Raw genomic sequence first — 24,773 nt, 5'->3', positions numbered from 1 at the left:
GTCAGAAGCTCCGATTGATTGCGCTTTCGAGCTAAGTTTAGACGCCTTGCCTAGTCTTTACGAACACCGGCAAATTGCACCTGCCATTTTTCACGATCTTCGTCCAAGATCTTTCCAAACAAAACGTCGGGCACTTCAAATGCGTGGCCCGCTGGCAAAGTTTCCAGTGCAGCGGCAACATCATTGGGCCAGTCCATATCGTCTGTTTTCAACGCTGCCATGATAGTGGCTGAGGCATCGGGAATGAAGGGTGCAGACAAGACCGCATAAATTCGGATCAGGTTGAGCGACAGACGGATCGATGCAGCGGCTGCGTCCGGATCTGTTTTGAACTTTGCCCAGGGTGCCGCCGTTTGCAGGTATTCGTTGCCCGCAACCCAGATCGCGCGAAGCTCGCTTGCGGATTTGCGAACCTCCATCGCGCCCATATGCGTTTCGTAGGCACGTATGCGGATTGTGATTTCTGCAATCAGTTTTTCTTCGTCAGGGCCATTGGTGCCACCTTCGGGGACAGCTTCGCCAAACTTTGAGCGGCAGAATTTCGTGACGCGCGAAACAAAATTGCCCAGCACATCAGCAAGGTCCTTGTTTACGCTCGCCTGGAAATTCTCCCAGGTGAATTCGCTGTCTGAACTTTCGGGCGCGTGGGACAAAAGCCACCAGCGCCAGTAGTCAGCCGGCAGGATCGAGAGTGCCTGATCCATGAACACGCCACGCCCTTGTGAGGTGCTGAATTGACCACCGTCGTAGTTGAGGTAATTGAAGCTTTTGATATAATCGACCAGCTTCCACGGCTCGCCCGACCCCATGATCGTTGCTGGAAAAGACAGGGTGTGAAACGGCACATTGTCCTTGCCCATGAACTGCACATATTTGACGTCATCAGCGCCCATATCGGTGCGCCACCAACGTTGCCAGCAGGCGTCTGGCTTACCATTCGCTTCGGCCCATTCTGATGTTGCTGCTATGTATTCGATTGGGGCGTCAAACCAGACGTAAAAGACCTTACCCTCCATGCCAGGCCAATCCTCGTCGCCTTTTTTTACGGGCACGCCCCAGTGCAGGTCGCGGGTGATACCACGGTCGCGCAACCCGTCACCATCATGCAGCCACTTCTTTGCAATCGAGGTGGTCAGGATGGGCCAGTCTTTCTTGCTGTTGATCCATTCGTCCAACTTGTCACGAAGCGTAGATTGGCGCAGATAGAGATGCTTGGTCTCGCGCACCTCTAGATCGGTTGACCCGGAAACAGCGCTGCGCGGATCAATCAGGTCTGTCGGCTCTAGTTGCTTGGTGCAGTTTTCGCATTGGTCCCCGCGCGCCTTGTCATAGCCGCAGTTTGGGCATGTGCCTTCGATGTAGCGATCTGGTAGAAAACGACCATCGGCGTGGGAATAAACCTGCTTTTCGCTCACTTCTTCAATCAGCCCGTTTTCCGCAAGTTTCCCAGCAAAATGCTGCGTCAACTTGTGGTTTTGTGGGCTCGAAGAGCGACCGAAATGGTCAAACGACAGACGGAATCCTTCGGCGATTTCGGACTGCACCTTATGCATTTCAGCGCAGAATTCTGCGACCGGCTGTCCGACTTTAGCCGCTGCAAGTTCAGCAGGTGTCCCGTGCTCGTCCGTTGCACAGATGAACATCACCTCGTTACCCCGGCCGCGCATGTAGCGGGCATAAAGGTCAGCTGGCAGCTGAGAGCCGATCAGATTGCCCAGATGCTTGATTCCGTTGATATACGGGATCGCCGAGGTGATCAGGATACGTTCCATGAAAAATGCCTTCTTTGCAGTGTCGGCCTTTCCTTTAACGTAACCTTTGCTCGGGTGCTAGCGCCTGTCGCGTTGCTTGCGAAGAAGTCGGCCAATCGTGAAGGATGACCGGGGGGTGTAGACGTAGGGCGTGCGTTCCCTAACTGTTTCACGGGCACGCATCCGTGTGACTCCAAACACGATCAGTGCAACATGACCTACCGCAACAAAACCAAACAATGCTGATGGTCCGAACTCGTGAATCAGTGTTGAGGCGATGTAAGGGCTCGCAATCGCACCAAGAGCGTAAAAGAACATAAGTGCGGCTGACAATTCCACGCGTTGCTCGGAAGTGGCAAAATCGTTGGCGTGGGCGGTAGAAACCGAGAATATAGGAAAGGTGGTAAACCCGAACACTCCGGCACCAATCATAACCATGAGCGTTCCGCCATCGGCGACGAGCACGGTATTGAAACAACTGACAACAGCGGCGGCAGACAGCCAGATCAGAACCCAGCGACGGTCAAATTTATCCGCAAGCCAGCCAATCGGATATTGCGCAAGCGCACCGCCGAGCACGAAGGCAGCAAGGAAATAGGCGATCTGATTGATCTGCAGGCCAACCTCTTGCCCGTAGATCGGGCCAACCATTCGAAATGCAGAAGACGACAACGCCGCAATCACCACCCCGAAGGACGCGAGCGGAGAAATATTCCAAGCCAGCATTGGGCGTAGCCGCGCGGCAGCTGGAGTTTCCGGTTGTTGGATTTTGGTGATCGTGATCGGCAAGAGCGACAGACAACAGAGCAGCACCAGAAGATTGTAAGAGATGTAATGTGCAGGTTCCAAAACCGCGATCAAAAGCTGTGCGCACAACGAAGATCCCATATCCACGATCCGGTAAGTTCCCATTGCGCGACCGCGAGTTTCATTTGTGACTTTGGCGTTTAACCAGGCTTCGATCACTGTGTAGCAGCCAGAGATGCAAAGGCCTGATCCAACCCGCATCATCGCCCAGAGATAAGGATCATCGCTCAGCGTGTGCGAAATGAGCCCAATTGCACCCGTCGCCGTAAAAGCCGCAAAGGCGCGCGAATGGCCAATGGTGCCCATCAGGCGCGGCGCCCACCAGCAGCCTAGAAAGAAACCCAAGAAGTGAGATGACCCCAGCAGACCGATCTGCGCAGTGGTGAACCCCTTGGCAATGCCCGATAGCGCGTCGAGCGGGCCAACGCCCCCTGAAGAAAGCTGTAGCAGGATAATGGAAAGAAAAAGAGCAGCAAAAGAAATCAGAAGACGCATGGGTCAGCCAGAGTTGTTACGGGTACAAAGTCGCACAGGTTGTAGTGCAAGCTTGGGTTTATTCGACAAAGGATGTCGTTTTCATACTAATTCTCAGGAGATATCCTCACCAGTATTCTCAGATTAATTTTATCCGAGACAAGGTTAGGATAACCGGTGGCGCCAAAATCAGATCGGCGCAGCGATCCGGTCAGCACGATGGATAGACCAGACGGATCGCCGCCGGTTTCGGCATTTTGCCGAAACAATCGAGCTGATAGTGTGACGGGCCGCGTTATGCCGCGTACTGTTAGGTTGCCCGTGATTTCAGCGCCTTGTGCATTCGGGCGTACGCGCAGGCTTTCAAACCGAATGAGTGGGTGGTTCCGGGTATCGAGCACGTTTGGGCCCTGCATGGCTTGCGTTGCAAGGAAAAATCCGGTGCGTGCACCATTTGCCTGTAAAGAAACGCGCACGCTTGACCGTGCGAGATTTGCAAGATCAATCGTTATTTCCGAAGTTGCGACAGGCATCGTGCCACGCCGCGGTTCTGAATTCAGGTAATAGATAAAACTGACGCGCGATCTGTCTTGATCAAGTTCGTAGGAGACCGGCGAAGCAAAAGCGCTGTTAGATATCCAGATCAGATTGAGACAGATAAACAGGAAGGCTTTCATAAGGCCAGTGTAACGCCAAATTTCAAACTGTCGCTTCATTCTTTTCTGTCAGGGCGTTCTAAGGGTGGCAGGTCTGCAATTTCGCCTTGCCCTTGGCGTTTGGTTCGGTAGGCTCGGTCGGCGAACAGGAGATGTAAGATGCGCTACAAAACCCTTGGTCAGACTGATCTGAAACTGTCCGAACTGTGTCTGGGGTCAATGACATGGGGCACACAGAACACGATGGAAGAGGGCCATGCGCAGATAGACCTGGCGCTGGATCACGGAGTGAACTGCATCGATACGGCAGAGATGTACCCGGTGAACCCGGTAAGCGCCGAAACCTGTGGGCGCACCGAAGAGGTGATTGGCGAATGGTTTGCTAAAACCGGACGCCGCAAGGAGGTTATTCTTGCGACAAAGATTACGGGTGCGAATGGCGGGTTCATGCGCGAGGGTCGCGGGATTGACAGTACAACGATCCCAATTGCGCTTGAGGGGTCACTGAAGCGCCTGAAGACAGATGTTATTGATATTTATCAGCTTCACTGGCCCAATCGTGGCTCGTACATGTTTCGCCAAAACTGGTCTTATGACCCGAGCAGTCAGAATAAGGCTGAAACTCTGGCGCATATGGAAGACACGCTTGAAGCACTGCAAAAACAGGTTGATGCAGGAAAAATCCGCCATATTGGCTTGTCGAATGAAAGCGCCTGGGGGACAGCCCAGTGGTTGCGTATGTCTGAGGACCGTGGCTGGCCACGTGTGGTAAGCGCACAAAACGAATACTCTTTGCTTTGCCGCTTCTATGATACTGATATGGCGGAATTGTCCGCGAACGAAGATGTCGGTTTGCTGGCGTTCTCACCGCTTGCGGCAGGGCTGCTGACCGGGAAATACAGGCGTGATGTGACACCCGAAGGATCGCGCCGCACGTTGGCGCCAGAACTTGGCGGCCGTCTGAAAACGGGGCGCGTTTGGGATGCGGCAGCAGCCTACGAGGATGTCGCCAAGCGGCATGGTCTGAATGTTGCGCAAATGGCGCTGGCGTGGTGTCGGACAAGGCCGTTTATGGCAAGTGCGATTTTTGGGTCAACCAGCCTGGAGCAACTGAAAACCGCACTGGGTTCGGTCGAAGTTGAATTGTCAGGTGAGGTTATGGCCGACATTGATATCGCGCATAAGGCGCATCCGATGCCTTATTAGATTTTATGCCTCCGGCGGGGATATTTTCAGGATAAAGAAGGCGGGCGTTGTCTGAGCACACTTGCCGTTTTCCCGAATTTTCGGCGAAATGCGCGGGCAAACGTGGCCTGAGCGGCAAATCCGGTGCGGATTGCGATTTCCTGCAAGGTAAGATCGCTGTCCTGCACTAGGCGGTGAGCCTCTTGCAGACGCAGATCAAGGAAAAACTGCCCGGGTGTGGTGCCAAGTGTTTGGCGAAACGCGGTTTCAAGCGAACGGGCGGAAAGGCCAATACCCAGCGCTATCGCGGTGATCGTTGGTGGATCTTCGATATCGGTTTCCATTCTGCGTACAGCTGCCGCAACAGCCGGGGCGGTGATTTCAAGACGCGCAGAAGAAACAAGGCTTTGCGGCGCACTTGCCGGATGAAGCGGGTCGTAGATGAACGCGCTCGCGACACGAAGTGCGAGCTCAGGCCCTTGTCGGCAGCGAATGAGATGCAACATCATGTCAAGACAAGGCGACGCCCCGCCCGTTGTGAAATAGCGGCCATCTATAACGTAGCGGTCGCGGACTGTATCGATTTCGGGAAAGCGAGTCATAAAGGTTTCGATGTCTTCCCAATGGGTTGTGGCCGTAACCCCATCTAACAGCCCGGCACGCGCCAGTATCCAACTGCCGCCATCGACACCACCTACAGCTTGATATTTACGGCGTTCATGCCGTAATCGCCGCATACGGGATTGGGAAGCGTGTTTTTCAAGGTTAAACCCGGCAACGACGATGAGCGCGTCAGCCGTTGCAGCTTGTTCCAGCACAGATGTCTCAACAGAGATACCGCTGGTTAAGTGCGTGGCGCCGCCATCAAAAGAAACGAACTGCCAATGGTAAAGCGGGTTTGCAGCGCGGCGGTTTGCGGCGCGGAGCGGGTCAACCGTGGCGGCAAGCGACAGAGTATTGCTATCTGGTAATATCAGGATTGCAACCGAGAGTGTCTCGGGTGTTCGCAAAAATATCTGATTTTCGGTTTTCATCAAATATGTTTCGTAAATTGTAAAGCTCATTTGCGCAAGTCCCACATGATCAGCGGAACGAAAGAGGAGATTCGTCATGCCACTCGCCATGAACAAAGATGTTTTTATCACCTGCGCCATCACCGGTTCGGGCAGTACGCAAGACCGTAGCCCGCATGTGCCCCGTTCGCCTAAGGATATTGCCGATAGTGCGATTGCAGCGGCCAAGGCAGGTGCAGCAGTTGTGCATTGCCACGTGCGTGACCCGGAAACCGGGGTGCCATCACGCAAGCTTGAGTATTACCGGGAACTGACAGACCGTATCCGCGACGCTGAGGTCGATATGGTTCTGAACCTGACGGCTGGCATGGGCGGCGATATCATTTTTGGTGGGCCAAACAGCCCGCTACCTTTGGCAGGCGGAACCGATATGGTTAGCGCGGAGGAACGTGTTGCCCATGTTGCGGAATGCCTGCCAGAGATTTGCACACTTGATTGCGGCACAATGAACTTTGCAGAAGCCGACTATGTGATGACCAACACCCCCGGCATGTTGCAAGCCATGGGGCGGATGATGACCGATCTTGGTGTTAAGCCAGAGATTGAGGCATTTGACACTGGTCATCTTTGGTATGCCAAGCAGCTTGTCAAAGATGGCGTTCTGGACAGCCCTGCGCTGGTGCAGCTTTGCATGGGTGTTCCCTGGGGCGCACCGGATGACCTCAATACTTTCATGGCAATGGTAAACAATGTGCCGGACGGTTGGACCTTTTCGGCCTTTGGGCTGGGGCGCAGTCAGATGCCCTATGTTGCGGCTTCTGTGCTTGCCGGGGGTAACGTGCGGGTTGGCCTTGAAGACAACCTGATGCTTGGGCGCGGCAATCTGGTAACCAATGCCGATCTGGTCGAAAATGCGGTCAATATTGTCGAAGGTCTGGGCGCAAAGGTGATCGGTCCGGACGACGTTCGCAAGAACCTCGGGCTTGAAAAGCGGGCACCCGTCTGACGCAAGGCACCACACAGGAAAACCGGAGAAATAAAATGACAAAGAGAGCGACAATCGTCGGCGGTGGTGTAATTGGTGGCGGCTGGGCGGCACGGTTCCTGCTCATGGGGTGGGACGTACGGGTTTTTGACCCTGACCCGGAAGCAGAGCGTAAGATCGGCGAAGTTCTTGACAACGCCCGCCGCTCCTTGCCCGGTTTGTCGGATGTTGCGATGCCTGCCGAAGGTAAACTCAGCTTTCACGAGACAATTTCCGAAGCAGTCGCCGGATCTGACTGGATACAGGAAAGTGTTCCGGAAAGATTGGACCTTAAGCGTAAGGTCTATCAGACCCTTCAGGAACATTGTTCGCCGGATGCCGTGATCGGCTCATCCACCTCAGGCTTTAAACCGTCGGAGTTGCAGGGCTGCGCAACGCGCCCTGCACAAATCGTGGTGACGCACCCGTTTAACCCGGTCTATCTGTTGCCGCTGATTGAACTGGTTACAACCGAAAAAAATGACGCGGCCCTGATTGAGCGGGCAAAAGACATTATAACGTCACTGGGTATGTTTCCACTGCACCTGAAGAAGGAGATCGATGCACATATCGCAGATCGTTTTCTTGAGGCAGTCTGGCGCGAAGCACTTTGGCTGATCAAGGATGGCATTGCCACGACCGAAGAAATCGACAACGCAATCCGCTACGGTTTTGGCTTGCGCTGGGGACAGATGGGGCTGTTTGAAACCTACCGCGTGGCGGGGGGCGAAGCTGGGATGAAGCATTTCATCGCCCAGTTTGGCCCCTGTCTTGAATGGCCCTGGACCAAACTGATGGATGTGCCGGAACTGACAGACGAACTTGTCGATATGATAGCCGATCAGTCCGACGCGCAATCAGGTGCCTATACTATCCGTGAACTCGAACGCATTCGCGACAATAACCTTGTTGCGATGATGCGGGCGCTCAAGACGCAGGACTGGGGGGCAGGGGCCTTGCTCAGGGTGCAGGACAAGCGGATGATGCCTGCGGAGCCTGACCTGTTAAAGCCCATTGTTACTGTTTCACGTGCAGTGCCGCTCGACTGGACAGACTACAATGGTCACATGAACGAAGCCCGTTATGTGCAGGCTTTCGGAGATGGAACTGATAAATTCATGGAATTTGTCGGCTGTGATGAAGACTACATTGCAAACGGCGGCAGCTATTTCACCGCAGAAACCCATATCCGTTACATCGACGAGTTAAACGCAGGCGCGCGCATTCGCGTCGAAACGATATGTGTCTTGGGCGAAGGGAAAAAAATGCATCTGTTCCATCAGATGTTTGAGGGGGACCGTCTTGTCGCCACGGGTGAGATGATGTTGATACATGTCAGCCTAAAAACCCGTCGTGCGTCAAACCCTGCTCCGCATATCGAAGAAAAACTCGCCAAAGTTGCCGCGGCGCATGCCGCACTTCCACGTCCTGAAGGGATAGGCCGCGCGATAGGGGTGATCGGGGTGAAGGCATGAACGACCGTGTTCTGATCACGGCAGGGGCATCCGGCATAGGCCGGGCTATGGCCGAAGCCTTCGCTTCGGCTGGGCACCAGATCTGGGTCACCGATGTTGATACCGTAGCTTTGGCAACCTTGCCGGCGGGGTGGCGTGGCACCTGCGTTAATGCCAGCGACGATGCTGGCGTATCAGCCCTTTTCGCTGAAATCCGCGAAACATGGGGTGGCCTTGATGCTCTATGCGCGAATGCGGGGATCGCGGGGCCAACAGCCCTTGTCGAAGACGTCACTTTAGACGACTGGCGTGCTTGCGTCAGCGTCAACTTGGAAGGGGCCTTTTTGGCGGCGAAATATGCAGCGCCCATCATGAAAGCGGCGGGTTCCGGTTCGATGGTGTTCACCTCTTCGACGGCGGGGATCTACGGCTATCCAAACCGTGCGCCCTATGCGGCTGCAAAATGGGCTGTGATCGGCCTGATGAAAACGCTGGCGATGGAACTTGGACCCTTCGGAATTCGCGCAAACGCGATTTGCCCAGGTGCGGTCGAAGGCCCACGCATGGAAGGGGTACTTGAACGTGAGGCCACCGCAAAGGGCATGACACGTGATCAGGTCTATGCAGGCTACGCAAGCGGTACATCTATGCGCAGTTTTGTTGAGGCAGCGGATATTGCCAATATGGCGGTGTTTCTGGCCAGCCCTGCCGCGCGGTTGGTTTCGGGTCAGGTCATCGCAGTAGACGGACATACCGAAAACCCAGACCCAAAAGTCTGATCCCAGAACTTGAACCAGAAACCAATTTCTTTATCCCTTAAATATCCCCGCGCGGAGCGCAAAACCGCACGAAGTGCCAGAAAGAACAGCGCGGAACGCGCTTCACTATTCAAACGATGTCTGCACGCAATTCCAAAAGCTTATCGGGAAGGTCATTTGAACTTACGACAGCCTCCCGGACCAGCCCGTCAAAATGCTGACTGATTGCTGCGACCCGTTCTTTTTCGCGGAACGCCAAATAACTTCGCCCAAGGTAGAGCACCGCCAGAAGCGGGCCAAAAATGGTAACCGGCGATGAATAAAGCCGACGCGCATCAAAGAGATATATTCGCAGACGAGGGTAAAACTGGTCATGCAGGGCCAGCATCCAGTCGATTTGCTCAAGACGTAATTCTAGCGGCAAATCCCGGTAGTATCCTTCGGCATGCGTGAAAGACTCAAGCTCGTGCAATGGTAGCGCGATTTCGTAGTCCGATTGTGCGGAACGCATAAGGTTCAGGCGGTCCTCAGAGGCACCAATTGCCTGATCCGTGGTGCGGCCCAGTTGCGGCTGATATTCCCAACTTAGCATCGACCTGGTTTTTATCATGTCCGGCAAAGTTGCGGGGACATGGCGAATTTTGTAACCGATGGCTTCCTGATGCCAGGCAAATATCTGTTCGTCGACCAATGCGCGCGGCGCTGCCGTCATCGAAACAGAGGCTGCGATGAGGTCAGCGGCTTGGTCAGGATGGTCCGTCAGACCCAATAACCAATCAGCAGAGACACCCAGGGCTGCGGCGCATTCACCAACGACTTGCGCGTTTGGCAGCCTTGTTCCGCCACCCGCCAGTAGTTGCGAAATAGTCGACCTGTCTACACCGACACGCCGTGCCAGAGAGCTTTGATTGAGGCTTGAAACAGAGAAGGCTTCGCTCAAACGTTGGCGAAACAACAATGCACGGTCCCTCTTGTCTGTTTTTTCTGGCATTTGGTTAATAAATCCAACAATGTTTAGTTTTTGTTTTGTATTCCCGTAATACACGCATCCGTGATTAGGGGATAGAGAAATGTGTAACCAACGAAAAACCGAGAAAAAATGGACACGAAAAGGCGAACATGGGTCAAGGCGATCGGATGGCAGGGGATGGGTCTTGCGACGATGGCGCTGATTGGATTTCTGATCACTGGATCTTTCAGCATTGGTAGTTTGTTGGCCCTGATCAATGCGACGGTCGGGTTTTTGTCTTATCTTGCATATGAACGTTTGTGGAACCGCATCAGTTGGGGACGGGCGACACTTGTACAAAGGGAACGCAATGGCTGAACACGCACCGCGCCGGATTTTGGTGGAATGGCAAACATTACTGCTGATCATCCTGTGTTACGGTCTTTGGTTGCTTGGCTGCACGGTTGTCGCATCGCTGTCTCTGTGGTTGTCTTACGCAACGCTCACCTTTGCTCTTGCACTCCATTCTTCGTTACAGCACGAAGTTTTGCATGGCCACCCCTTGCGCAGCAGGGCGCTAAGCGAGGCGCTCGTTTTTCCGGCAATCGGGTTGTTCATCCCCTATATGCGGTTCAGGGATTTGCATCTGGCGCACCATCAGGATTCGATCCTGACAGACCCTTATGATGATCCTGAATCGAACTACATGGACCCCAAGGTGTGGAACTATTTGCCAAGATGGCAGCAGGTTGTCCTGAACCTGAACAACACCTTGCTGGGCCGAATGCTTATCGGGCCGATCATCGCGCAAATATATTTTGTAAAGGGTGATTGGCGGTTGATCCGCGCGGGTGACAGAACTGCCCTTATGGGCTGGGTCTGGCATTTTGTTGGTTTGGTGCCCGTGTTATTTTGGCTTTTCTATGTCGCAGAGGTTCCGTTCTGGCTTTATGTGCTTGCGGCTTACTCAGGTCTGGCGATCCTTAAGATCCGGACCTTTCTGGAACACCGCGCGCATGAACATGTCGGTGGCCGTACAGTGATTATCGAAGACAAAGGCCCACTGGCCCTGATTTTCCTGAACAATAACCTTCACGTCGTGCATCACATGCATCCGGCCGTCCCTTGGTACAAGCTGCCGCAACTTTATGCGCAGAACAAAGATCGGTACCTGAAACGTAATGAAAACTATTTGTACCGGTCTTACGGCGAAGTGTTTCGCAAACATTTCTTTCGTAGAAAAGATGATGTTCCGCATCCGTTTTGGCGGCGTTAAGGTCTCGACAATTCGAACGCCTTCTGTAACGAGGCGGTATGGAGCTTTGGATACCCATATCGATTGCCGCGGCGTTTTCGCAAAATTTGCGATTCATGCTGCAAAAGCACCTCAAAGCGACACAACTTTCGACGGCGGGCGCGACATTTGCGCGATTTATCTACTCCGCTCCGCTGGTAGCGATACTGATTTTCGTTTATATGAATGTAACGGGGCAAGCCGTAACGGCGCTGCCGTTGCGGTTCTGGGCCTTCGCGCTTAGCGGCGGGCTGGCGCAGATTTTGGCGACAATGTGTGTTGTCGCGTTATTTGCTGAAAGAAACTTTGCTGTCGGGATTACATTTAAGAAAACCGAGGTGGTTCAAACTGCCCTTCTCGGCTTAATTGTTCTTGGCGAAGGAGTTTCTTTTTGGGGTCTTATGGCGATCGCTGTAGGGTTCATCGGGGTCGTACTTTTGTCTGATCCGCCCAAAGGGGCAACTGGACGCTGGTACAAAAGAATGTTCAATCGTGCGGCAGGTTTGGGACTGCTTTCGGGCATCCTGTTTGCCGTATCTGCAACCGGCTATCGTGGGGCGACCCTGTCACTTGGTCTTGATGACTTTATTCTGCGCGCGGGCTTTACGCTAGCAATTGTCGCTACCTTTCAAACACTTGTTATGGCTGTGTGGCTGCGGTTGCGCGAACAGGGTGAAATCAGCCGTGTGCTGCGTCACTGGCGCGTTGCGGGGCTTGTTGGTTTGACAAGCATGATTGGCAGCTTTTGCTGGTTCGCGGCGTTTTCACTACAAAACGCTGCCTACGTAAAGGCATTGGGCCAGATCGAATTATTGTTCAGCTTTATTGCAGGTGTCTTCGTATTTCACGAAAAAACCAGCCGCCGCGAGCTTCTTGCGATGGGGTTCATAACTGTAAGTATTCTGCTTCTGATCCTCGCAACAAGCGATTTACTGGCTTAGCGGGCTCTTTCGCCCTAGTCTTAGAAACAGGCTCTCTTCGTCGTCATTCTTAAAGAACGGAACACTTTCTGGCTGTGTCTCTTCATTCGCCAGAGCGGCAATCTCTGCCAGTACAACTTCGGTGATAAACGGCAAGTTGAAACTGCGCACTTCTTCCAACGGTATCCACTGCAATTGAGACAATTCTTCTGAGGCGCGAGAGAAATCATCCGGGTCACCCTGAATATGGGCGGCGTCGGCTAAAAAGAAACGGGCGTCAAACCGGCGTGGCCGACCCGGAGGGGTGATGGCCCGAAACACAAACGTGAACCCTGCAGCGGAAGGCACATGGCCGGTTGCCGCGAAATCAACCCAATCTTCGGGGGGTGCTGTATGCCATCTGCTTTGTGCTCCGAGAATAAGGCCTGTTTCTTCCCAGACTTCGCGTATTGCCGCAGTCTGCAAGGCCGGAACAAGTGCTGGGTCGGCATCTTCTGCCAGACGTGTCAGGCAGGTGTTTGACATGGTGCTTGCCAAAGGTATCTGTGCATCGTCCGGGTCAACCGCACCACCGGGGAAAACGAATTTGTTAGGCATGAATGCAGCTTTGGCCCCACGTTGCCCCATGAGCACGCGTGGGTTCGTTGTTTTGTCACGCAGCAGAATTACGGTAGCGGCGTTTCGGATCGCGGTTTTGTCCATTCATTCCTCCGATATTCAGATCTGACTAGACGTTTACCGTTTTCCCGAAGCCGTGCATCCGCTTTGCCCACTGCAACCCAACGATTGCACCTTTTAAGCGGGGTAAAAGATAAAGCGACAGCGCGACACACCCTACTGAGAAACTGCTGGCTAAGACCATAGGTTCGGGTCGGTATTGTGTATAGATTATGAGGATAAGGGGGGCCAGGATGTGACCCACGATCAAAATAGTAAGGTATGCCGGTCCGTCATCCGCGCGGTGATGATGTAATTCTTCATCGCATACCGGACAGGTTGCTCGCACCTTGAGATAGCCGCTAAGTAATGGGCCTGAGCCACATTTAGGGCAGCGGCGGCGCCAGCCGCGCAACATCGCGGGGCGAACCGGACGATTGAAAGTAGCTTGGGAATCGGGCATCTGAGTCTCTCGGTACTGTCGTGTTAGCCTTACCATTTAGTCCTAAACTTCAAATTAGTAAGCTCTAGAACACGTTCCGCGTCGGGATGTCGCAAAAGCATTAAATTTTTTTCGACGGAAAAAGCGCGCTCAGCCGTTTGATATTCTGATTGCGAAGAAAAACTCGCATCGAAAGAAACTTACAATTCGGAGAATACTGGCATGAAAGATAACTATCGTATCGCAGCATTGGTCGCGCTCATGGTTGGAGCGATTGGAGTCACTGGTGCTGTTGAAGCCCGCGAAGGCCATGGCCGTTATGGTCCAGAGCATGATTTTTCAGAACTTGACGCAGACGGCGATGGTTTGGTGACCATGGAAGAAATGGTTGCGCACCGTGAGGCTCGTTTTGACTCTGCAGACACAAACAGCGATGGCTTTTTGTCCGCAGAAGAGATGACAGCCCAGGCTCAGGAGCGTGTTGCGCGCCGTGTCGCACGCATGATTGAGCGCCACGATGAAAACGGCGATGGTCAGATCGGAAAAGACGAAATGAACGGGCACGAAGACCGGCGCGCCCACATGTTTGAGCGTATGGACAGTGATGGTGACGGCGCCATTTCAGAAGAAGAATTCGAGGAAGGTAAGGCCCGGCACGCTGGTCGCCGACATCGGCACGGCGAAGGCAGTGCATCTGAGTAAAGTGTAACTTGGTCACGGAGTCTGCAGTTGGCAGGCCCCGTGATTGCCTGAAGAGACTGTTTGGGCTAGGCATAAAAGGCAATGAAAATGGCGTTTGATGCCTTAGCTGATGTTTCCGATGACGCGTTGCTGGTTCTCTATGGCAATGGCGATACGGATGCTGCACGCGCCTTAACACAACGGTTGTTGCCAAGGGTTCTGGGTTTCGCCACGCGTATGCTGAACGATGCGACCGAAGCCGAAGATGTTGCACAAGAAGCAATGCTGCGTCTTTGGAAAATTGCAGGCGATTGGCGACAGGGTGAAGCAAAAGTCAGCACATGGCTTTACCGCGTTGTTTTAAACCTGTGCACAGACAGGCAGCGCAAACGCAAGGGGATCGGACTTGATCAGATTTCTGAACCAGAAGACGAAACACCGGGGGCGGTGGCGGGCCTTCAGGAACAAGAACGCCTCGCGGCATTGAAGGATGCTCTGGCCGCCTTGCCCGACAGGCAACGTCAGGCGGTTGTCCTGCGCCATATAGAGGGGTTTAAGAACCCTGAAATAGCGCAGGTGCTGGAAATCAGCGTTGAAGCGGTTGAAAGCCTGACCGCACGAGGAAAACGCTCGCTCGAGGTCTTGCTGGCCGGAAAACGTGCAGAATTGGGGTATACGGATGACTGAAGAAAAGTTTGATAGTGGCGCTTTGGAGGGCTTGTTTGATCTGGCTCGCACCGAGAAACACGTTCCGTCATCTGATCTTATTGTTCGCGTTCTTGCGGATGCGGATACTGAACAGGCTGTCTGCAGAGTCACCAGTTCTAAACCTTCAGAAGCGCGCGAATCCAGATTGGCGGTGGTCTTTCGTGCAATAGGCGGATGGCCCGCTATCGCTGGTATGGCGACGGCAACTGTTGCTGGAATCTGGATTGGGCTAAGCCCACCCGCAACACTGGAAGATATAAGTAGCAGTATTCTTACCGGTGAGACAGACGCTTACCTCTCCGAGCTATTGCCGGGGTTTGATGATTTTGTGGCAGAAGGCTGACCGATGACAATGGAACAACAAATGGAAAAACCACGCAGCAAGATTTGGCCAAAAGTCCTTCTGGCGGTATCGCTGTCATTGAACCTTTTGGTTATTGGTATCATTGCCGGAACGGTTTTGAAATTCGGGCCCGGTGGGCACCATCGACACAGGGGATTGGATCTGGATGTTCAACCAATGATTCAGGCACTAAGCCGTAGTGACAGAGCAGCGTTGCGCAGGTCTTTTGCCCGTGAAATGACAACCGTACGAGAGGCGCGTGCAGACCTACCATCTCGTGCAGAGTCAATCTTGCAAGCACTGCGGACGGAGCCGTTTGATCAGGCGGCACTGCAGACCGTGCTCGATGCACAAAAGCAGCAATTGGCCGAGCGACACAAAGCCGGGCAGCAAATATTGTTTGATCAGATATCGGCTATGTCAGAACGTGAACGGGCAACTTACGCGGACCGATTGGAAGAAGAATTTAGTCGGCGGCCCCGGTTTCGTCGGTATCATTCAGGCGGCTGAGCGGCTCAAAGTAACCTGATTACGCCCTTCAGACTTTGACGCAAACAAAGCCCGGTCTGCGCGTTTAATGAGCTGCTCTGCAGTTTCTTGTTCCGTTGACAAAGCACTGCTTAATGCGACACCGATACTAAGCGTGACGGAAACCTTGTTTTGACTCATCGGGATATCAACACTCGCGTCGCGCACTACCCGCCGTAGACGTTCTGCCGCAAATCTTGCATCGGCCAGATTGGTGTCGGGCATAGCGATCAGAAACTCTTCGCCCCCGATTCTGGCGAGCAAATCAACATGCCGCAGGTTGTCACGCAGGCGCTGGGCAACAGCGATCAGAACTGCGTCACCAGTGGCGTGTCCAAAATTGTCATTCACGCCCTTGAAGCGATCAATATCGAGCATCATGACTGCGTAAGGTTTTCCAGAAGTTTGCGCACGCTCCGCAATGCGTTCAAGGTGCGAGAACGCGTAACGCCGATTGTAAAGCCCTGTAAGCGGGTCAACAACAGCCATGCGCAGCCCGTCACGCACAGTGCTTCGAAGGCGGTCAGCTTTCCGTTTGCGCCGCGCCTGAGTCCTGATGCGCAAAGCAAGCTCCAGGGGTTCAAACGTACCGGACATCAAATCATTTGCGCCAAGGTCAAGCGCAATCACAGCTTGTTGCCGTGCTTTAGCACGCAGAACCATTATGATTGCAGCGTGCCGGGTCAGGGCGCGGCTTCGCAATTCAGACAGCAAACGCAACCCTTCGTCAGGGCGCTTTAGGTCCCCCGAAATCACAAATATGTCGGGAGGTGTCTGAGTTCCTTTCAATGCGAGGGCATCTTCCTTGGACACCACTTCAATATCGTCATCCAGAAATGGTGATAATTCAGACTTCCAATCCACTGCAATCGCTTCGTTTGAAGCAACAAGGGCAATTTTAGCTGGTGAGGTGAAATCCTGACCTTTTTCAGCAAAACCAAATTCGCGGCAAGTCGCTTCGCGCGATTGCAGCTCTTCTTCGGTATCGCGTGCACGAAGCAGGCTGCGTACCCGCGCCAAAAGTGTCATCTCGTCGATTGGTTTTGAAAGAAAGTCGTCAGCACCCGCTTCCAACGCTCTGATTCTGGCTTTTGAATCTTTCAAAGACGTCACCATAATAATCGGAATATTAGCGGTCAGAGGATCGGCTTTAAGTTGCTTGCAGACAGAAATGCCGCTTATGTCCGGCATTAAAACGTCAAGAAGAATTAGGTCGGGGTGTTCTGTTTGGGCGAGCGACAAAGCTTCTGCACCACACCCTGCCTGCAGTACATCGTAGCACGCTGAAGCGAGCGTAACTTTCAAAACGATGCGGTTGGTCGCGACATCATCGACGATAAGGATGCGACCTGGCATTGTTTCCCCGCAAAGTTAAGGTTAGTTGCTCGTTCCTGAGTTCTTGTGGGCTAGAAAAGTTAAGAATGTATTGCTCGGAGGTTAATTTAGGTGCGATGACCAGCGAACAGGCTGAAATAATTTCACTGCAATGTCTTGGTTGGCTGGTAGCCAATGATGACTTGTTGCCGGTTTTTCTGGGCTCTAGCGGGGCTTCGGAAGAAGATTTGAAAAATTACGCAGCAGAACCTGAATTTTTAGGGTCTGTGCTGGATTTTCTGATGATGGACGACGCTTGGGTTGTTTCGTTCTGTGATTCTGCTGGAATACGCTATGATATTCCCGCGCAGGCACGCATGGCGTTACCGGGCGGAAGCCATATGCATTGGACCTGAGAAGGGAATGCTAAAGGTTTTTCAGAGCGGCATCTTCACCTGTTCGCAGTCTGATCAACAGAAGACGTAAATTTTCTGCCTCGGCTTTTGAAAGTTTGCTTTCAAGTTTGGCGGCGTTTTCACGGGCAAAATTTGTACCGAGCGTAACCAGATTTTTGCCTTTATCTGTAAGCGCGACAGAGGTTGTCCGCTTGTCACCCTTACCGGTTGCGCGAAAAAGCGTTTTGTTTTGCTCCATTTGACGTAAAGCGCGCGAAGTAGCGGTGCGATCAATTCCGACAAATGATGCAATATCAGACGGTTGGAACAGGTTTTCGTTTTGCACAGCAAGCAAAATGCACCAGGTAATTCGCGTCAGTCCCAGCGTTTTAAGCTTTTCTTCAAAACGGCGTTCCTGAATGCGTGATGTCAGGGACAATTGATACCCGAGCGATTGATGAAGCCGGTAAGGGGTTTGGTCTGTCATGATTAACACTGTCAATTTTTAGGGTAGGCTGGTCAAGACGCTTTAAAAACCGTTCTGGCGGAAGGTTGCAAAACAGCCTAGAAGCATCTTGGAAACGCGCAACATCCGGAGTCAGTTGGATGCAATATACTGGGGTTCTTTTCGATAAAGATGGTACACTCTTTCATTTTGAACACACGTGGAGCCTATGGGCTAAACGCTTGTTTGACGACCTTGCCAATGGAGACCTTATAAGGGCCATCGAGATGGCGAAGTCAGTTGGATTTGACTATCACACCAAAGAATTTCACCCTGAAAGCATCTTAATAGCGTGCACACCAGACATGATTGCAGAAGCTCTCGCCCCGTCGGTTCCTAACCAGACAGCGGACCAGCTTCTTGTGATAATCAACGCGATTGCGGAAGAAGTTCCCGTTGTCGAAGCTGCACCGTTGGACCCTTTGTTAACAGGGCTTCGCGAACGCGGGATGAAATTGGGAATCGCTACAAATGATGCCGAAGCGCCGGCACGCGCGAATCTGAAAAAGGCTGGGGTCACAGAACATTTTGACTTTATAGCCGGGTTTGATTCTGGGTTTGGTTCCAAACCGGAACCGGGAATGTTGCTGGAGTTTTCCAATTCTATGGGTCTTCGGGCCAAAGACGTGGTCATGGTAGGGGATAGTGCGCACGATCTGGTGGCAGGACGTGCGGCCGGGATGGCAACTGTGGCGGTTTTGACAGGAATCGCAAAGGAGCCAGAACTTGCACCACATGCAGATGTTGTTTTGGCGGATATAGGTCGTTTGCCAGTTTGGCTGGATCGCTAAAGCGCCCGGTTTTTTATCTTCAAATTTTCTCGACGCATTTTTTACGACATTTAATGTCGGTTTCATCCGGTAAATAGCCGTTCTGTTGCGGCTTGCTAGAATGAAGCAATGGAGATGAACGATGGCGAAAACCACACGTAGGCAACGGTCTGGCGGCAGAGCGGGAAATACCCGCGGTTCAGGTAGCACGATAGATCAAATGCCCTGGCGCATTCCAGTGAACACTGATCGCCCGACAGAACCGCTGACTGAAGAAGGCGTTCAGGCCATTCATGGCGGTGCCATGCGTATTCTTGAAGATATCGGCATTGAAATCCTGTTCGATGATGCGCTCGCGATATTCAAGGAAATGGGGTGCCGGATTGACGGAACCAACGTTCGCATCGACCGGGATACGGTGATGGAACTGGTCGCCAAGGCCCCGTCAGAGTTTACGATCACACCGCGCAACCCGGATCGCAAGATTGCCATTGGCGGCAAACATATGGTGTTTGTGAATGTCTCTAGTCCGCCAAACTATTGGGATATGGAGACCGGAAAAGTCCCGGGAACGCGCGAACATTGTGCAAATCTGCTGAAACTGACGCAGTATTTCAACTGTATTCACGTCGCGGGCGGTTATCCGGTAGAACCCGTCGATGTGCATGCGTCTGTCAGGCATCTGGATGTGCTTTTCGACAAGCTGACCCTGACGGACAAGGTGCCGCATGCCTATAGCCTGGGCAAAGAGCGTGTCGAAGATGTGATGGAGATGGTGCGTATCGCAGGCGGCCTCAGTCACGAAGAATTCGAAGCGACACCAAGGATGTACACAAACATCAACTCAACTTCGCCACTGAAGCACGATCATCTTATGCTTGACGGATACATGCGCTGCGTGCGGCGCGGGCAGGTTACGGTGGTAACACCCTTCACGTTGGCCGGGGCGATGGCGCCTGTCACAATGGCTGGTGCTGTTGCGCAGTCGTTGGCTGAAGGGTTAATCGCGATCGTTCTGGCGCAATATATTCGCCCAGGCGCGCCCTGTGGGATAGGTACCTTTACCTCAAACGTTGACATGAAAACAGGTGCGCCGGCGTTTGGAACACCGGAATATATGCGGGCAACCCAGATGACTGGCCAGATGGCGCGGTTTTACGGTTTGCCGATGCGGTCGTCCGGCGTGTGCGCTGCGAATGTGCCGGATGGTCAGGCAATGTGGGAAACCTCAAATTCGCTTTGGGCGGCGGTGCAGTCGCAATCGCACATGGTTTATCACGCGGCTGGCTGGCTTGAGGGTGGGCTAATTGCAAGCCCGGAAAAATTCATCATGGATTGCGAGGTCTTACAGCAAATCCAGCGTTATTTTGAACCGATGATTACGGCTACAACACCTGATGATATTGCGCTTGATGCGATCAAGGACGTCGGAAATGACGGGCACTTCTTTGGCATTCAGCATACGCAGGATCGTTATGAGCACGCGTTTTATCAGCCTTTCCTTTCTGACTGGCGAAACTATGAGGGCTGGGATCTGGCTGGAGGTTACTGGACAGCGGAACGCGCCAATAAAATGTTCAAGAACATCATCAATGAATTCGAAACTCCGGCGATGGATGTGTCGATCAGAGAAGAACTCGCAGAATTTGTAACGCGCAGAAAAGCAGAAGGTGGCGCGCCAACTGATTTCTAAAAACTGACCTGTTTGGCTGGTCAGATTCCTATCACCTCGCTAATCTGTGCTCAAACCCGCGATCCAATAAGGGGGAGAAGGCGATGAGCACAGATACAATCACCAATCGGAACCGGTTGCTTTTAGCACTGATCGGCGGGTTCGCCGGGTACAGTTTCTGGTTTTTGTTCGAAGTGCTCGAAGACTTTTTCAGCAATTCGCATGTGTTTTTGCTGATTGCTGCGGCGACGTTTGGGTTTTTTGGATCGTTGATGGCCCTGTTTGGCCCGCTCAAGCTTGGGCGCGCTGCTCTTTCAGCGGTGGTGGTTGCTGTTCCGTCAGCCTTGCTATTGTTTTGGGCAAGTTTTCGATTTGTCGAGATGGAAGAGTTTCTGGAAACGGGTTTACCCCTGATCGCATACAGTGTGCTCATTACCATTCCACTGCCCTTTCTGATTACCGCTCAAAGCGCAAAAGAGGGCTGGCGTTACTATCCGGCATTGTTCGATCACGCCTGGAACATTGTTGTCCGTTACGCCGCAGCCTGGTTGTTCGTCGGCATTTTTTGGGCCGTCGTAATGCTGTGCAACGCTCTGTTTAATATCGTTGGCCTTACGACCATTGAGGACTTGCTTGATATTGACTGGGTGCCATTTGCGCTGACAGGTGGCATATTAGGTCTGGCAATTGCCGTCGTGAACGAACTTTCAGACTATGTATCACCCTTCTTGATTTTACGGCTGTTGCGATTGCTGTTGCCCGCGTTTGTTGTGGTCGTTGCCGTCTTTGTTCTGGCGTTACCATTGCAGGGCTTATCAGGATTGTTCGCGGGCCTATCCGCTGCCGCAACTTTACTCGCGATAGCTGTCGCTGCTGTAACCCTTGTCTCAACAGCACTGGAAAAAGAAGACGCTGATGCTGTTGAAGGCTTTGTTATGCTTGGTTCGGTGCGGCTCTTGTCTCTGATGACGCCGATTATAGTTGCGCTTGCCGGCTATGCTGTCTGGCTTCGGGTTGATCAATATGGCTGGACCCCGGACCGGCTTGCACTGGCAACAGTTGTTGTTCTTATGCAAACCTACGCAGTGGCTTATGCGGTTTCCGTGATATTGCGTCATAACTGGATGATCCACATAAGACGGGCAAATACCTATATTGCTTTGCTTCTGATTGCCTTGGCTGCTTTATGGCTGACGCCTGTATTAAACCCGGAACGTATTTCAACAAACAACCAGATCGCGCGTTTTGAAGCGGGTCGTACCGATGTTGAAACGCTTGATGTGTGGGCGATTGGCCGGGAATGGGGGCATGCCGGTGCTGCAGGGCTAAGGCGTCTTGAAGCAATGACAGATCACCCACAATCAGAGCAATTGCAAGCTAAGATTACGCGCGTCACGGAAGCATCCAACCGATACGAATTAGAGAATACAAGAACCACAACCGAGATTAATTTGTCAACACGAGAGCTGCTCCAAATCCTTGCTGTGCGTCCCGAGAGCGCGGTTCTAAAAGAAGAAATGTTTGCACGTCTTCCCAGCAATACCTTAAACGCGATCATGGATGGTTGCGGGCGAACGACGCCAGAGGGGCATTCGGGATGTGTTGCCTTGTTTGTTGACCTGTTGCCTGCGACAACCGATCCGGAAGTGATCGTCGCATATATGACAGGCAGCCAGAGCGCCCGGTTGGTCGCTTTCGTGCCGACCGAGAACGGTGGCTATGAATTTAAACAATATCTCTCTGATCTCAGTGATTCGAGCAGTAATTATCGAGGCGCGGATACGGTTGACGCGATTCTCGCGGGTAGATTTGCGACGGGGCCTGCTGAAATACAGGTTCTGCGCTTGCTAGATAGTTCAATCTTTATTCAACCCTGACACCGTAAGTGTGATGTTAATGCCTGCACTCTAGCTTTCCTTCAAAATTTTGAGGGGAAGAAAATGCATGGTCTGATTAACCGGTCTATCCAATGTTTCGTTCAAGATACCTATGGTGCGCAGATCTGGGCTGACGTGGCTGTTTCGGCAAACATCGGGTTACCAGGCTTTGAGGCGATGCTCAGCTACGATGACAGCCTGACTTATGCTGTTCTGGATGCAATTAGCCGTTCGGCTTTCTAATCCCCGTGACGACGTGATGGAAGATTCGGGTACGTATCTTGTTTCTCATAGGAATGTTGTGGCCGTTCGCCGTTTGCTGCGCTTTGGCGGAGTCAACTTCGTTGAGTTTCTTCATTCTCTGGATGATCTTCAGGATCGGGCGAAACTTGCTGTGCCTGATCTCGATATTCCCAGATTGGAATTGAAAGACAACGGAAAGGGAAATTTTACCCTGTTCAGTCATTGGGTCCATACCGGTTTTGGGCATGTTGCGCTCGGGCTATTACGCGGAATGGCGGATGATTACGGTGCATTGGTGTTTCTGGAGTATGAGGGCGCTGAACTGGGTTTTGAAAAAATATCGATTTCAGTGTTTGAGTCCGACTTTTCGGAGGGGCGTGCATTCGACCTGACACAGATCGCAGGTGAGGTGGCATGACAGAGTTTCAGTTGGGGCAAGTGCTCGACCAGCTTATTCCGATGCACCTTTGTCTGAATGTATCTGGTGATATTACCCATGCAGGCCCGACCCTGATGAAGCTGAGACCGAAGGGCGAACTGATCGGAAATCCATTTCTGGACGTCTTCAGACTGCGTCGTCCGGCAGGTGTAAAGCACGTTTCAGAACTCTTTAATCTTGTGGGCCATAAACTGTATTTGCGGTTTCGTTCCGAACCCGCAACATCGTTTAAAGGTCAAATCGTCAAAACATGTGATGAGCGTGTCCTGCTCAACCTGTCCTTTGGGATCTCGGTTTTGGATTGCGTGCGTGAGTACGGGCTAACGATAGCCGATTTCGCGCCGACGGATCTTACTGTGGAAATGCTTTACCTTGTCGAGGCTAAGACAGCTGTGATGAACGAGCTGCGTAAACTGAACAACAGATTGCAAAGCGCAAAAACAGTAGCGGAAGAACAAGCGCTTTCAGATACATTGACGGGCCTGAAGAACCGCCGCGCTATGGACCATATTCTCGCGCGCAAGATTGAGGCAAACAGACGGTTCGGCCTGATGCACCTTGACCTGGATTTTTTCAAGGATGTGAATGACACCTATGGGCACGCAGCGGGGGACTATGTACTGCAGGAAGTTGCCAATGTGCTTGTCGCAGAAACACGCTTGGATGACACTGTCGCAAGGGTTGGTGGTGATGAGTTTGTCGTTCTCTTTCCGGATATGACGGACGCCGCGAAACTAAAAATTTTTGCACAAAGGATAATCGCGAAGTTGGAACGGCCGATTGCGTTCAACGGAGCGCTCTGCAGAATTTCCGCAAGTATTGGTGCGACGACCTCTGAAAATTACGAGAGCCTGAATGCTGAAAAAATGCTCGCAGATGCAGATTTTGCGCTCTATGCGTCGAAAAGCAAAGGGCGTGCTCAGGTCACATTCTTTTCTGAAACCCTGATGGGGGAGGATCGGTCGGCTGAGCAAATGAAACAGAAGGGATTGCGACCGCATCATTGAAAATCAGGCGTTTTTGTATGGCGCCATGCTGACTGGACGCTTCGGACATTGTTAAAAAGGTCGCAAATACCGTCGTCGCCCCTTGCAGGGGCCCGGGCGCACAACTAAGACTCTCGTAGGTATCCCGCGCTAAAGATCAGGCGACAGTAGCAGGCAGGCAAAATGTACGATCCAATTTCAACACTCACTAACTTCATAATTCCAACCGTCGAAGAGACAACATCACGTGGTTCGATCCGCTATGATATCTTTTCGCGACTCCTGAAAGAACGTATCATCTTTGTTGCAGGTCCGGTTCACGATGAGATGGCAACCGTTATTGTTGCGCAGCTTCTGTTTCTGGAATCTGAAAACCCTTCAAAAGAAATCTCGATGTACATCAATTCGCCGGGTGGCGTAGTGACCTCTGGTCTCTCGATCTACGACACGATGCAGTACATCAAGCCCAAAGTTTCTACTGTCGTAATCGGTCAGGCCGCTTCTATGGGCTCGCTTTTGTTAACGGCAGGCGAGCCTGGGATGCGCTATTCGCTGCCGAACAGCCGTGTAATGGTGCACCAGCCGTCTGGTGGGTATCAGGGGCAGGCGACAGATATTATGATTCACGCGCAAGAGACACAAAAGCTCAAAGATCGTCTTAATCAGATCTATGTGAAACACACCGGTCAGAAGATAAAAGCCGTTGTCGACGCGCTGGAGAGAGACAACTTTATGTCCGCAGAGGACGCAAAAGAATGGGGCCTGATCGACGAAATTGTCGAAAATCGCCCTAAATCTGACACCTAATCCATTTACGAGGCAGGAGCCAAAGTCGTGATTTTGGCGTTGTAGATCAAATTTGGCTGGCCTAAGCTGGGTCGAGGGCACCAACTCCTGCCATAATTTGGCGGGTATCAGAGTGAGGCGA

At 52.5% G+C, this 24,773-nt stretch carries 26 protein-coding genes and 1 pseudogene; 18 read left to right on the top strand and 9 right to left on the bottom strand.

All coding sequences use genetic code 11. The features are described 5' to 3' along the window. Positions 1–50: 50 nt before the first annotated feature. From metG to J4E70_RS08595, 3 genes are all read right to left on the bottom strand, one after another. Complete coding sequence (metG, locus tag J4E70_RS08605; RefSeq protein ID WP_213888685.1) at positions 51–1,772, bottom strand: methionine--tRNA ligase; 1,722 nt, start codon at positions 1,770–1,772, stop codon at positions 51–53. A gap of 57 nt (positions 1,773–1,829) precedes the next feature. Continuing rightward, positions 1,830–3,053: an MFS transporter gene (locus J4E70_RS08600; protein WP_213888684.1), complete on the bottom strand. Its 1,224-nt coding sequence runs from the start codon at positions 3,051–3,053 to the stop codon at positions 1,830–1,832. Positions 3,054–3,139: 86 nt separating this feature from the next. Beyond that, positions 3,140–3,748, bottom strand: a complete 609-nt coding sequence (locus tag J4E70_RS08595) for a YceI family protein (RefSeq protein WP_213888683.1) — start codon at positions 3,746–3,748, stop codon at positions 3,140–3,142. Between the two features lie 99 nt (positions 3,749–3,847). Here J4E70_RS08595 and J4E70_RS08590 point away from each other — a divergent pair, with 99 nt between their 5' ends. Further along, the gene (locus J4E70_RS08590; RefSeq protein ID WP_213888682.1) at positions 3,848–4,894 is read left to right on the top strand and encodes an aldo/keto reductase; all 1,047 of its coding nucleotides are present in this window, start codon (positions 3,848–3,850) and stop codon (positions 4,892–4,894) included. Between the two features lie 26 nt (positions 4,895–4,920). On the opposite strand, the gene J4E70_RS08585 is transcribed toward J4E70_RS08590, so the two are convergent. Beyond that, complete coding sequence (locus J4E70_RS08585) at positions 4,921–5,985, bottom strand: GlxA family transcriptional regulator (RefSeq protein WP_213888681.1); 1,065 nt, start codon at positions 5,983–5,985, stop codon at positions 4,921–4,923. Here J4E70_RS08585 and bcoG point away from each other — a divergent pair. Genes bcoG through J4E70_RS08570 form a run of 3 tightly spaced genes read left to right on the top strand, consistent with a single transcriptional unit; the run spans position 5,984 to position 9,143 of the window. Then, positions 5,984–6,892, top strand: a complete 909-nt coding sequence (gene bcoG, locus J4E70_RS08580) for a 3-dehydrocarnitine:acetyl-CoA trimethylamine transferase BcoG (protein WP_213888680.1) — start codon at positions 5,984–5,986, stop codon at positions 6,890–6,892. The genes J4E70_RS08585 and bcoG overlap by 2 nt on opposite strands. 35 nt (positions 6,893–6,927) lie before the next feature. Beyond that, positions 6,928–8,385, top strand: coding sequence for a carnitine 3-dehydrogenase (locus J4E70_RS08575; RefSeq protein WP_213888679.1), 1,458 nt, complete (start codon positions 6,928–6,930; stop codon positions 8,383–8,385). Then, complete coding sequence (locus tag J4E70_RS08570) at positions 8,382–9,143, top strand: SDR family oxidoreductase (protein WP_213888678.1); 762 nt, start codon at positions 8,382–8,384, stop codon at positions 9,141–9,143. Before J4E70_RS08575 ends, J4E70_RS08570 begins: the two co-directional genes overlap by 4 nt. 109 nt (positions 9,144–9,252) lie before the next feature. On the opposite strand, the gene J4E70_RS08565 is transcribed toward J4E70_RS08570, so the two are convergent. Beyond that, positions 9,253–10,113, bottom strand: a complete 861-nt coding sequence (locus J4E70_RS08565) for a helix-turn-helix domain-containing protein (protein WP_213888677.1) — start codon at positions 10,111–10,113, stop codon at positions 9,253–9,255. A 108-nt stretch (positions 10,114–10,221) separates the two neighbouring features. Here J4E70_RS08565 and J4E70_RS08560 point away from each other — a divergent pair, with 108 nt between their 5' ends. Genes J4E70_RS08560 through J4E70_RS08550 form a run of 3 tightly spaced genes read left to right on the top strand, consistent with a single transcriptional unit; the run spans position 10,222 to position 12,306 of the window. After that, complete coding sequence (locus tag J4E70_RS08560) at positions 10,222–10,449, top strand: DUF2061 domain-containing protein (protein WP_213888676.1); 228 nt, start codon at positions 10,222–10,224, stop codon at positions 10,447–10,449. Then, positions 10,442–11,347: a fatty acid desaturase gene (locus J4E70_RS08555; RefSeq protein WP_213888675.1), complete on the top strand. Its 906-nt coding sequence runs from the start codon at positions 10,442–10,444 to the stop codon at positions 11,345–11,347. The genes J4E70_RS08560 and J4E70_RS08555 overlap by 8 nt, the downstream gene beginning before the upstream one ends. 38 nt (positions 11,348–11,385) lie before the next feature. Next, a complete protein-coding gene (locus J4E70_RS08550) occupies positions 11,386–12,306 on the top strand; it encodes a DMT family transporter (protein ID WP_213888674.1) in 921 nt (306 codons plus the stop codon). On the opposite strand, the gene J4E70_RS08545 is transcribed toward J4E70_RS08550, so the two are convergent. Continuing rightward, positions 12,295–12,987 (bottom strand): NUDIX hydrolase, encoded by a 693-nt coding sequence (locus J4E70_RS08545; protein WP_213888673.1) that lies wholly within the window; start codon positions 12,985–12,987, stop codon positions 12,295–12,297. The genes J4E70_RS08550 and J4E70_RS08545 overlap by 12 nt on opposite strands. A 25-nt stretch (positions 12,988–13,012) precedes the next feature. Then, positions 13,013–13,405: a DUF983 domain-containing protein gene (locus J4E70_RS08540; RefSeq protein WP_246531671.1), complete on the bottom strand. Its 393-nt coding sequence runs from the start codon at positions 13,403–13,405 to the stop codon at positions 13,013–13,015. 201 nt (positions 13,406–13,606) lie between these two features. Between J4E70_RS08540 and J4E70_RS08535 the strand changes: the two genes are divergently transcribed. From J4E70_RS08535 to J4E70_RS08520, 4 genes are all read left to right on the top strand, one after another. Next, the gene (locus J4E70_RS08535; RefSeq protein WP_213888671.1) at positions 13,607–14,086 is read left to right on the top strand and encodes an EF-hand domain-containing protein; all 480 of its coding nucleotides are present in this window, start codon (positions 13,607–13,609) and stop codon (positions 14,084–14,086) included. Between the two features lie 81 nt (positions 14,087–14,167). Then, a complete protein-coding gene (locus tag J4E70_RS08530; protein WP_213888670.1) occupies positions 14,168–14,752 on the top strand; it encodes an RNA polymerase sigma factor in 585 nt (194 codons plus the stop codon). Then, the gene (locus tag J4E70_RS08525) at positions 14,745–15,116 is read left to right on the top strand and encodes a hypothetical protein (protein WP_213888669.1); all 372 of its coding nucleotides are present in this window, start codon (positions 14,745–14,747) and stop codon (positions 15,114–15,116) included. Before J4E70_RS08530 ends, J4E70_RS08525 begins: the two co-directional genes overlap by 8 nt. A gap of 21 nt (positions 15,117–15,137) precedes the next feature. After that, positions 15,138–15,626 (top strand): periplasmic heavy metal sensor, encoded by a 489-nt coding sequence (locus tag J4E70_RS08520; protein WP_213888668.1) that lies wholly within the window; start codon positions 15,138–15,140, stop codon positions 15,624–15,626. On the opposite strand, the gene J4E70_RS08515 is transcribed toward J4E70_RS08520, so the two are convergent. Continuing rightward, entirely contained in the window at positions 15,615–17,000 is a 1,386-nt protein-coding gene (locus tag J4E70_RS08515; RefSeq protein ID WP_213888667.1) for a diguanylate cyclase, read from the bottom strand. The two genes, J4E70_RS08520 and J4E70_RS08515, sit on opposite strands and share 12 nt — an antisense overlap. A gap of 95 nt (positions 17,001–17,095) precedes the next feature. Between J4E70_RS08515 and J4E70_RS08510 the strand changes: the two genes are divergently transcribed. After that, entirely contained in the window at positions 17,096–17,374 is a 279-nt protein-coding gene (locus J4E70_RS08510) for a DUF3572 domain-containing protein (protein ID WP_213888666.1), read from the top strand. A 10-nt stretch (positions 17,375–17,384) separates the two neighbouring features. Here J4E70_RS08510 and J4E70_RS08505 read toward each other — a convergent pair whose 3' ends face one another. Next, a complete protein-coding gene (locus J4E70_RS08505; RefSeq protein ID WP_213888665.1) occupies positions 17,385–17,840 on the bottom strand; it encodes a MarR family winged helix-turn-helix transcriptional regulator in 456 nt (151 codons plus the stop codon). Positions 17,841–17,959: 119 nt separating this feature from the next. Between J4E70_RS08505 and J4E70_RS08500 the strand changes: the two genes are divergently transcribed. The 6 genes and pseudogenes from J4E70_RS08500 (at position 17,960) to J4E70_RS08475 (ending at position 24,652) form a co-directional block, all read left to right on the top strand. Then, positions 17,960–18,649 carry an HAD family hydrolase gene (locus J4E70_RS08500; protein WP_213888664.1) on the top strand — a complete coding sequence of 230 codons (690 nt, stop codon included), beginning with the start codon at positions 17,960–17,962 and terminating at the stop codon, positions 18,647–18,649. A 121-nt stretch (positions 18,650–18,770) separates the two neighbouring features. Beyond that, the gene (locus J4E70_RS08495; protein WP_213888663.1) at positions 18,771–20,321 is read left to right on the top strand and encodes a trimethylamine methyltransferase family protein; all 1,551 of its coding nucleotides are present in this window, start codon (positions 18,771–18,773) and stop codon (positions 20,319–20,321) included. 83 nt (positions 20,322–20,404) lie between these two features. Further along, positions 20,405–22,177, top strand: a complete 1,773-nt coding sequence (locus J4E70_RS08490; RefSeq protein ID WP_213888662.1) for a DUF4153 domain-containing protein — start codon at positions 20,405–20,407, stop codon at positions 22,175–22,177. A gap of 63 nt (positions 22,178–22,240) precedes the next feature. Continuing rightward, a pseudogene (locus tag J4E70_RS08485) lies at positions 22,241–22,838 on the top strand (heme NO-binding domain-containing protein). Further along, complete coding sequence (locus J4E70_RS08480) at positions 22,835–23,866, top strand: diguanylate cyclase domain-containing protein (protein WP_213888661.1); 1,032 nt, start codon at positions 22,835–22,837, stop codon at positions 23,864–23,866. The pseudogene J4E70_RS08485 and the gene J4E70_RS08480 overlap by 4 nt, the downstream one beginning before the upstream one ends. Before the next feature lie 162 nt (positions 23,867–24,028). Then, complete coding sequence (locus J4E70_RS08475; protein WP_213888660.1) at positions 24,029–24,652, top strand: ATP-dependent Clp protease proteolytic subunit; 624 nt, start codon at positions 24,029–24,031, stop codon at positions 24,650–24,652. Positions 24,653–24,773 lie beyond the last annotated feature (121 nt).

It is taken from the genome of Pseudohalocynthiibacter aestuariivivens, from assembly GCF_018457175.1.
GTDB lineage: Bacteria > Pseudomonadota > Alphaproteobacteria > Rhodobacterales > Rhodobacteraceae > Pseudohalocynthiibacter > Pseudohalocynthiibacter aestuariivivens.
The sequence above is the reverse complement of the archived record's forward strand: the minus strand, read 5'-3'. Positions and strand labels throughout refer to the sequence as shown.

Coding starts and splice junctions, on each gene's coding strand:
- metG (WP_213888685.1), bottom strand. CDS start 1,772: ATGGAACGTATCCTGATCACCTCGGCGATCCCGTATATCAACGGAATC.
- J4E70_RS08600 (WP_213888684.1), bottom strand. CDS start 3,053: ATGCGTCTTCTGATTTCTTTTGCTGCTCTTTTTCTTTCCATTATCCTG.
- J4E70_RS08595 (WP_213888683.1), bottom strand. CDS start 3,748: ATGAAGCGACAGTTTGAAATTTGGCGTTACACTGGCCTTATGAAAGCC.
- J4E70_RS08590 (WP_213888682.1), top strand. CDS start 3,848: ATGCGCTACAAAACCCTTGGTCAGACTGATCTGAAACTGTCCGAACTG.
- bcoG (WP_213888680.1), top strand. CDS start 5,984: ATGCCACTCGCCATGAACAAAGATGTTTTTATCACCTGCGCCATCACC.
- J4E70_RS08585 (WP_213888681.1), bottom strand. CDS start 5,985: ATGACGAATCTCCTCTTTCGTTCCGCTGATCATGTGGGACTTGCGCAA.
- J4E70_RS08575 (WP_213888679.1), top strand. CDS start 6,928: ATGACAAAGAGAGCGACAATCGTCGGCGGTGGTGTAATTGGTGGCGGC.
- J4E70_RS08570 (WP_213888678.1), top strand. CDS start 8,382: ATGAACGACCGTGTTCTGATCACGGCAGGGGCATCCGGCATAGGCCGG.
- J4E70_RS08565 (WP_213888677.1), bottom strand. CDS start 10,113: ATGCCAGAAAAAACAGACAAGAGGGACCGTGCATTGTTGTTTCGCCAA.
- J4E70_RS08560 (WP_213888676.1), top strand. CDS start 10,222: ATGGACACGAAAAGGCGAACATGGGTCAAGGCGATCGGATGGCAGGGG.
- J4E70_RS08555 (WP_213888675.1), top strand. CDS start 10,442: ATGGCTGAACACGCACCGCGCCGGATTTTGGTGGAATGGCAAACATTA.
- J4E70_RS08550 (WP_213888674.1), top strand. CDS start 11,386: ATGGAGCTTTGGATACCCATATCGATTGCCGCGGCGTTTTCGCAAAAT.
- J4E70_RS08545 (WP_213888673.1), bottom strand. CDS start 12,987: ATGGACAAAACCGCGATCCGAAACGCCGCTACCGTAATTCTGCTGCGT.
- J4E70_RS08540 (WP_246531671.1), bottom strand. CDS start 13,405: ATGCCCGATTCCCAAGCTACTTTCAATCGTCCGGTTCGCCCCGCGATG.
- J4E70_RS08535 (WP_213888671.1), top strand. CDS start 13,607: ATGAAAGATAACTATCGTATCGCAGCATTGGTCGCGCTCATGGTTGGA.
- J4E70_RS08530 (WP_213888670.1), top strand. CDS start 14,168: ATGAAAATGGCGTTTGATGCCTTAGCTGATGTTTCCGATGACGCGTTG.
- J4E70_RS08525 (WP_213888669.1), top strand. CDS start 14,745: ATGACTGAAGAAAAGTTTGATAGTGGCGCTTTGGAGGGCTTGTTTGAT.
- J4E70_RS08520 (WP_213888668.1), top strand. CDS start 15,138: ATGGAAAAACCACGCAGCAAGATTTGGCCAAAAGTCCTTCTGGCGGTA.
- J4E70_RS08515 (WP_213888667.1), bottom strand. CDS start 17,000: ATGCCAGGTCGCATCCTTATCGTCGATGATGTCGCGACCAACCGCATC.
- J4E70_RS08510 (WP_213888666.1), top strand. CDS start 17,096: ATGACCAGCGAACAGGCTGAAATAATTTCACTGCAATGTCTTGGTTGG.
- J4E70_RS08505 (WP_213888665.1), bottom strand. CDS start 17,840: ATGACAGACCAAACCCCTTACCGGCTTCATCAATCGCTCGGGTATCAA.
- J4E70_RS08500 (WP_213888664.1), top strand. CDS start 17,960: ATGCAATATACTGGGGTTCTTTTCGATAAAGATGGTACACTCTTTCAT.
- J4E70_RS08495 (WP_213888663.1), top strand. CDS start 18,771: ATGGCGAAAACCACACGTAGGCAACGGTCTGGCGGCAGAGCGGGAAAT.
- J4E70_RS08490 (WP_213888662.1), top strand. CDS start 20,405: ATGAGCACAGATACAATCACCAATCGGAACCGGTTGCTTTTAGCACTG.
- J4E70_RS08480 (WP_213888661.1), top strand. CDS start 22,835: ATGACAGAGTTTCAGTTGGGGCAAGTGCTCGACCAGCTTATTCCGATG.
- J4E70_RS08475 (WP_213888660.1), top strand. CDS start 24,029: ATGTACGATCCAATTTCAACACTCACTAACTTCATAATTCCAACCGTC.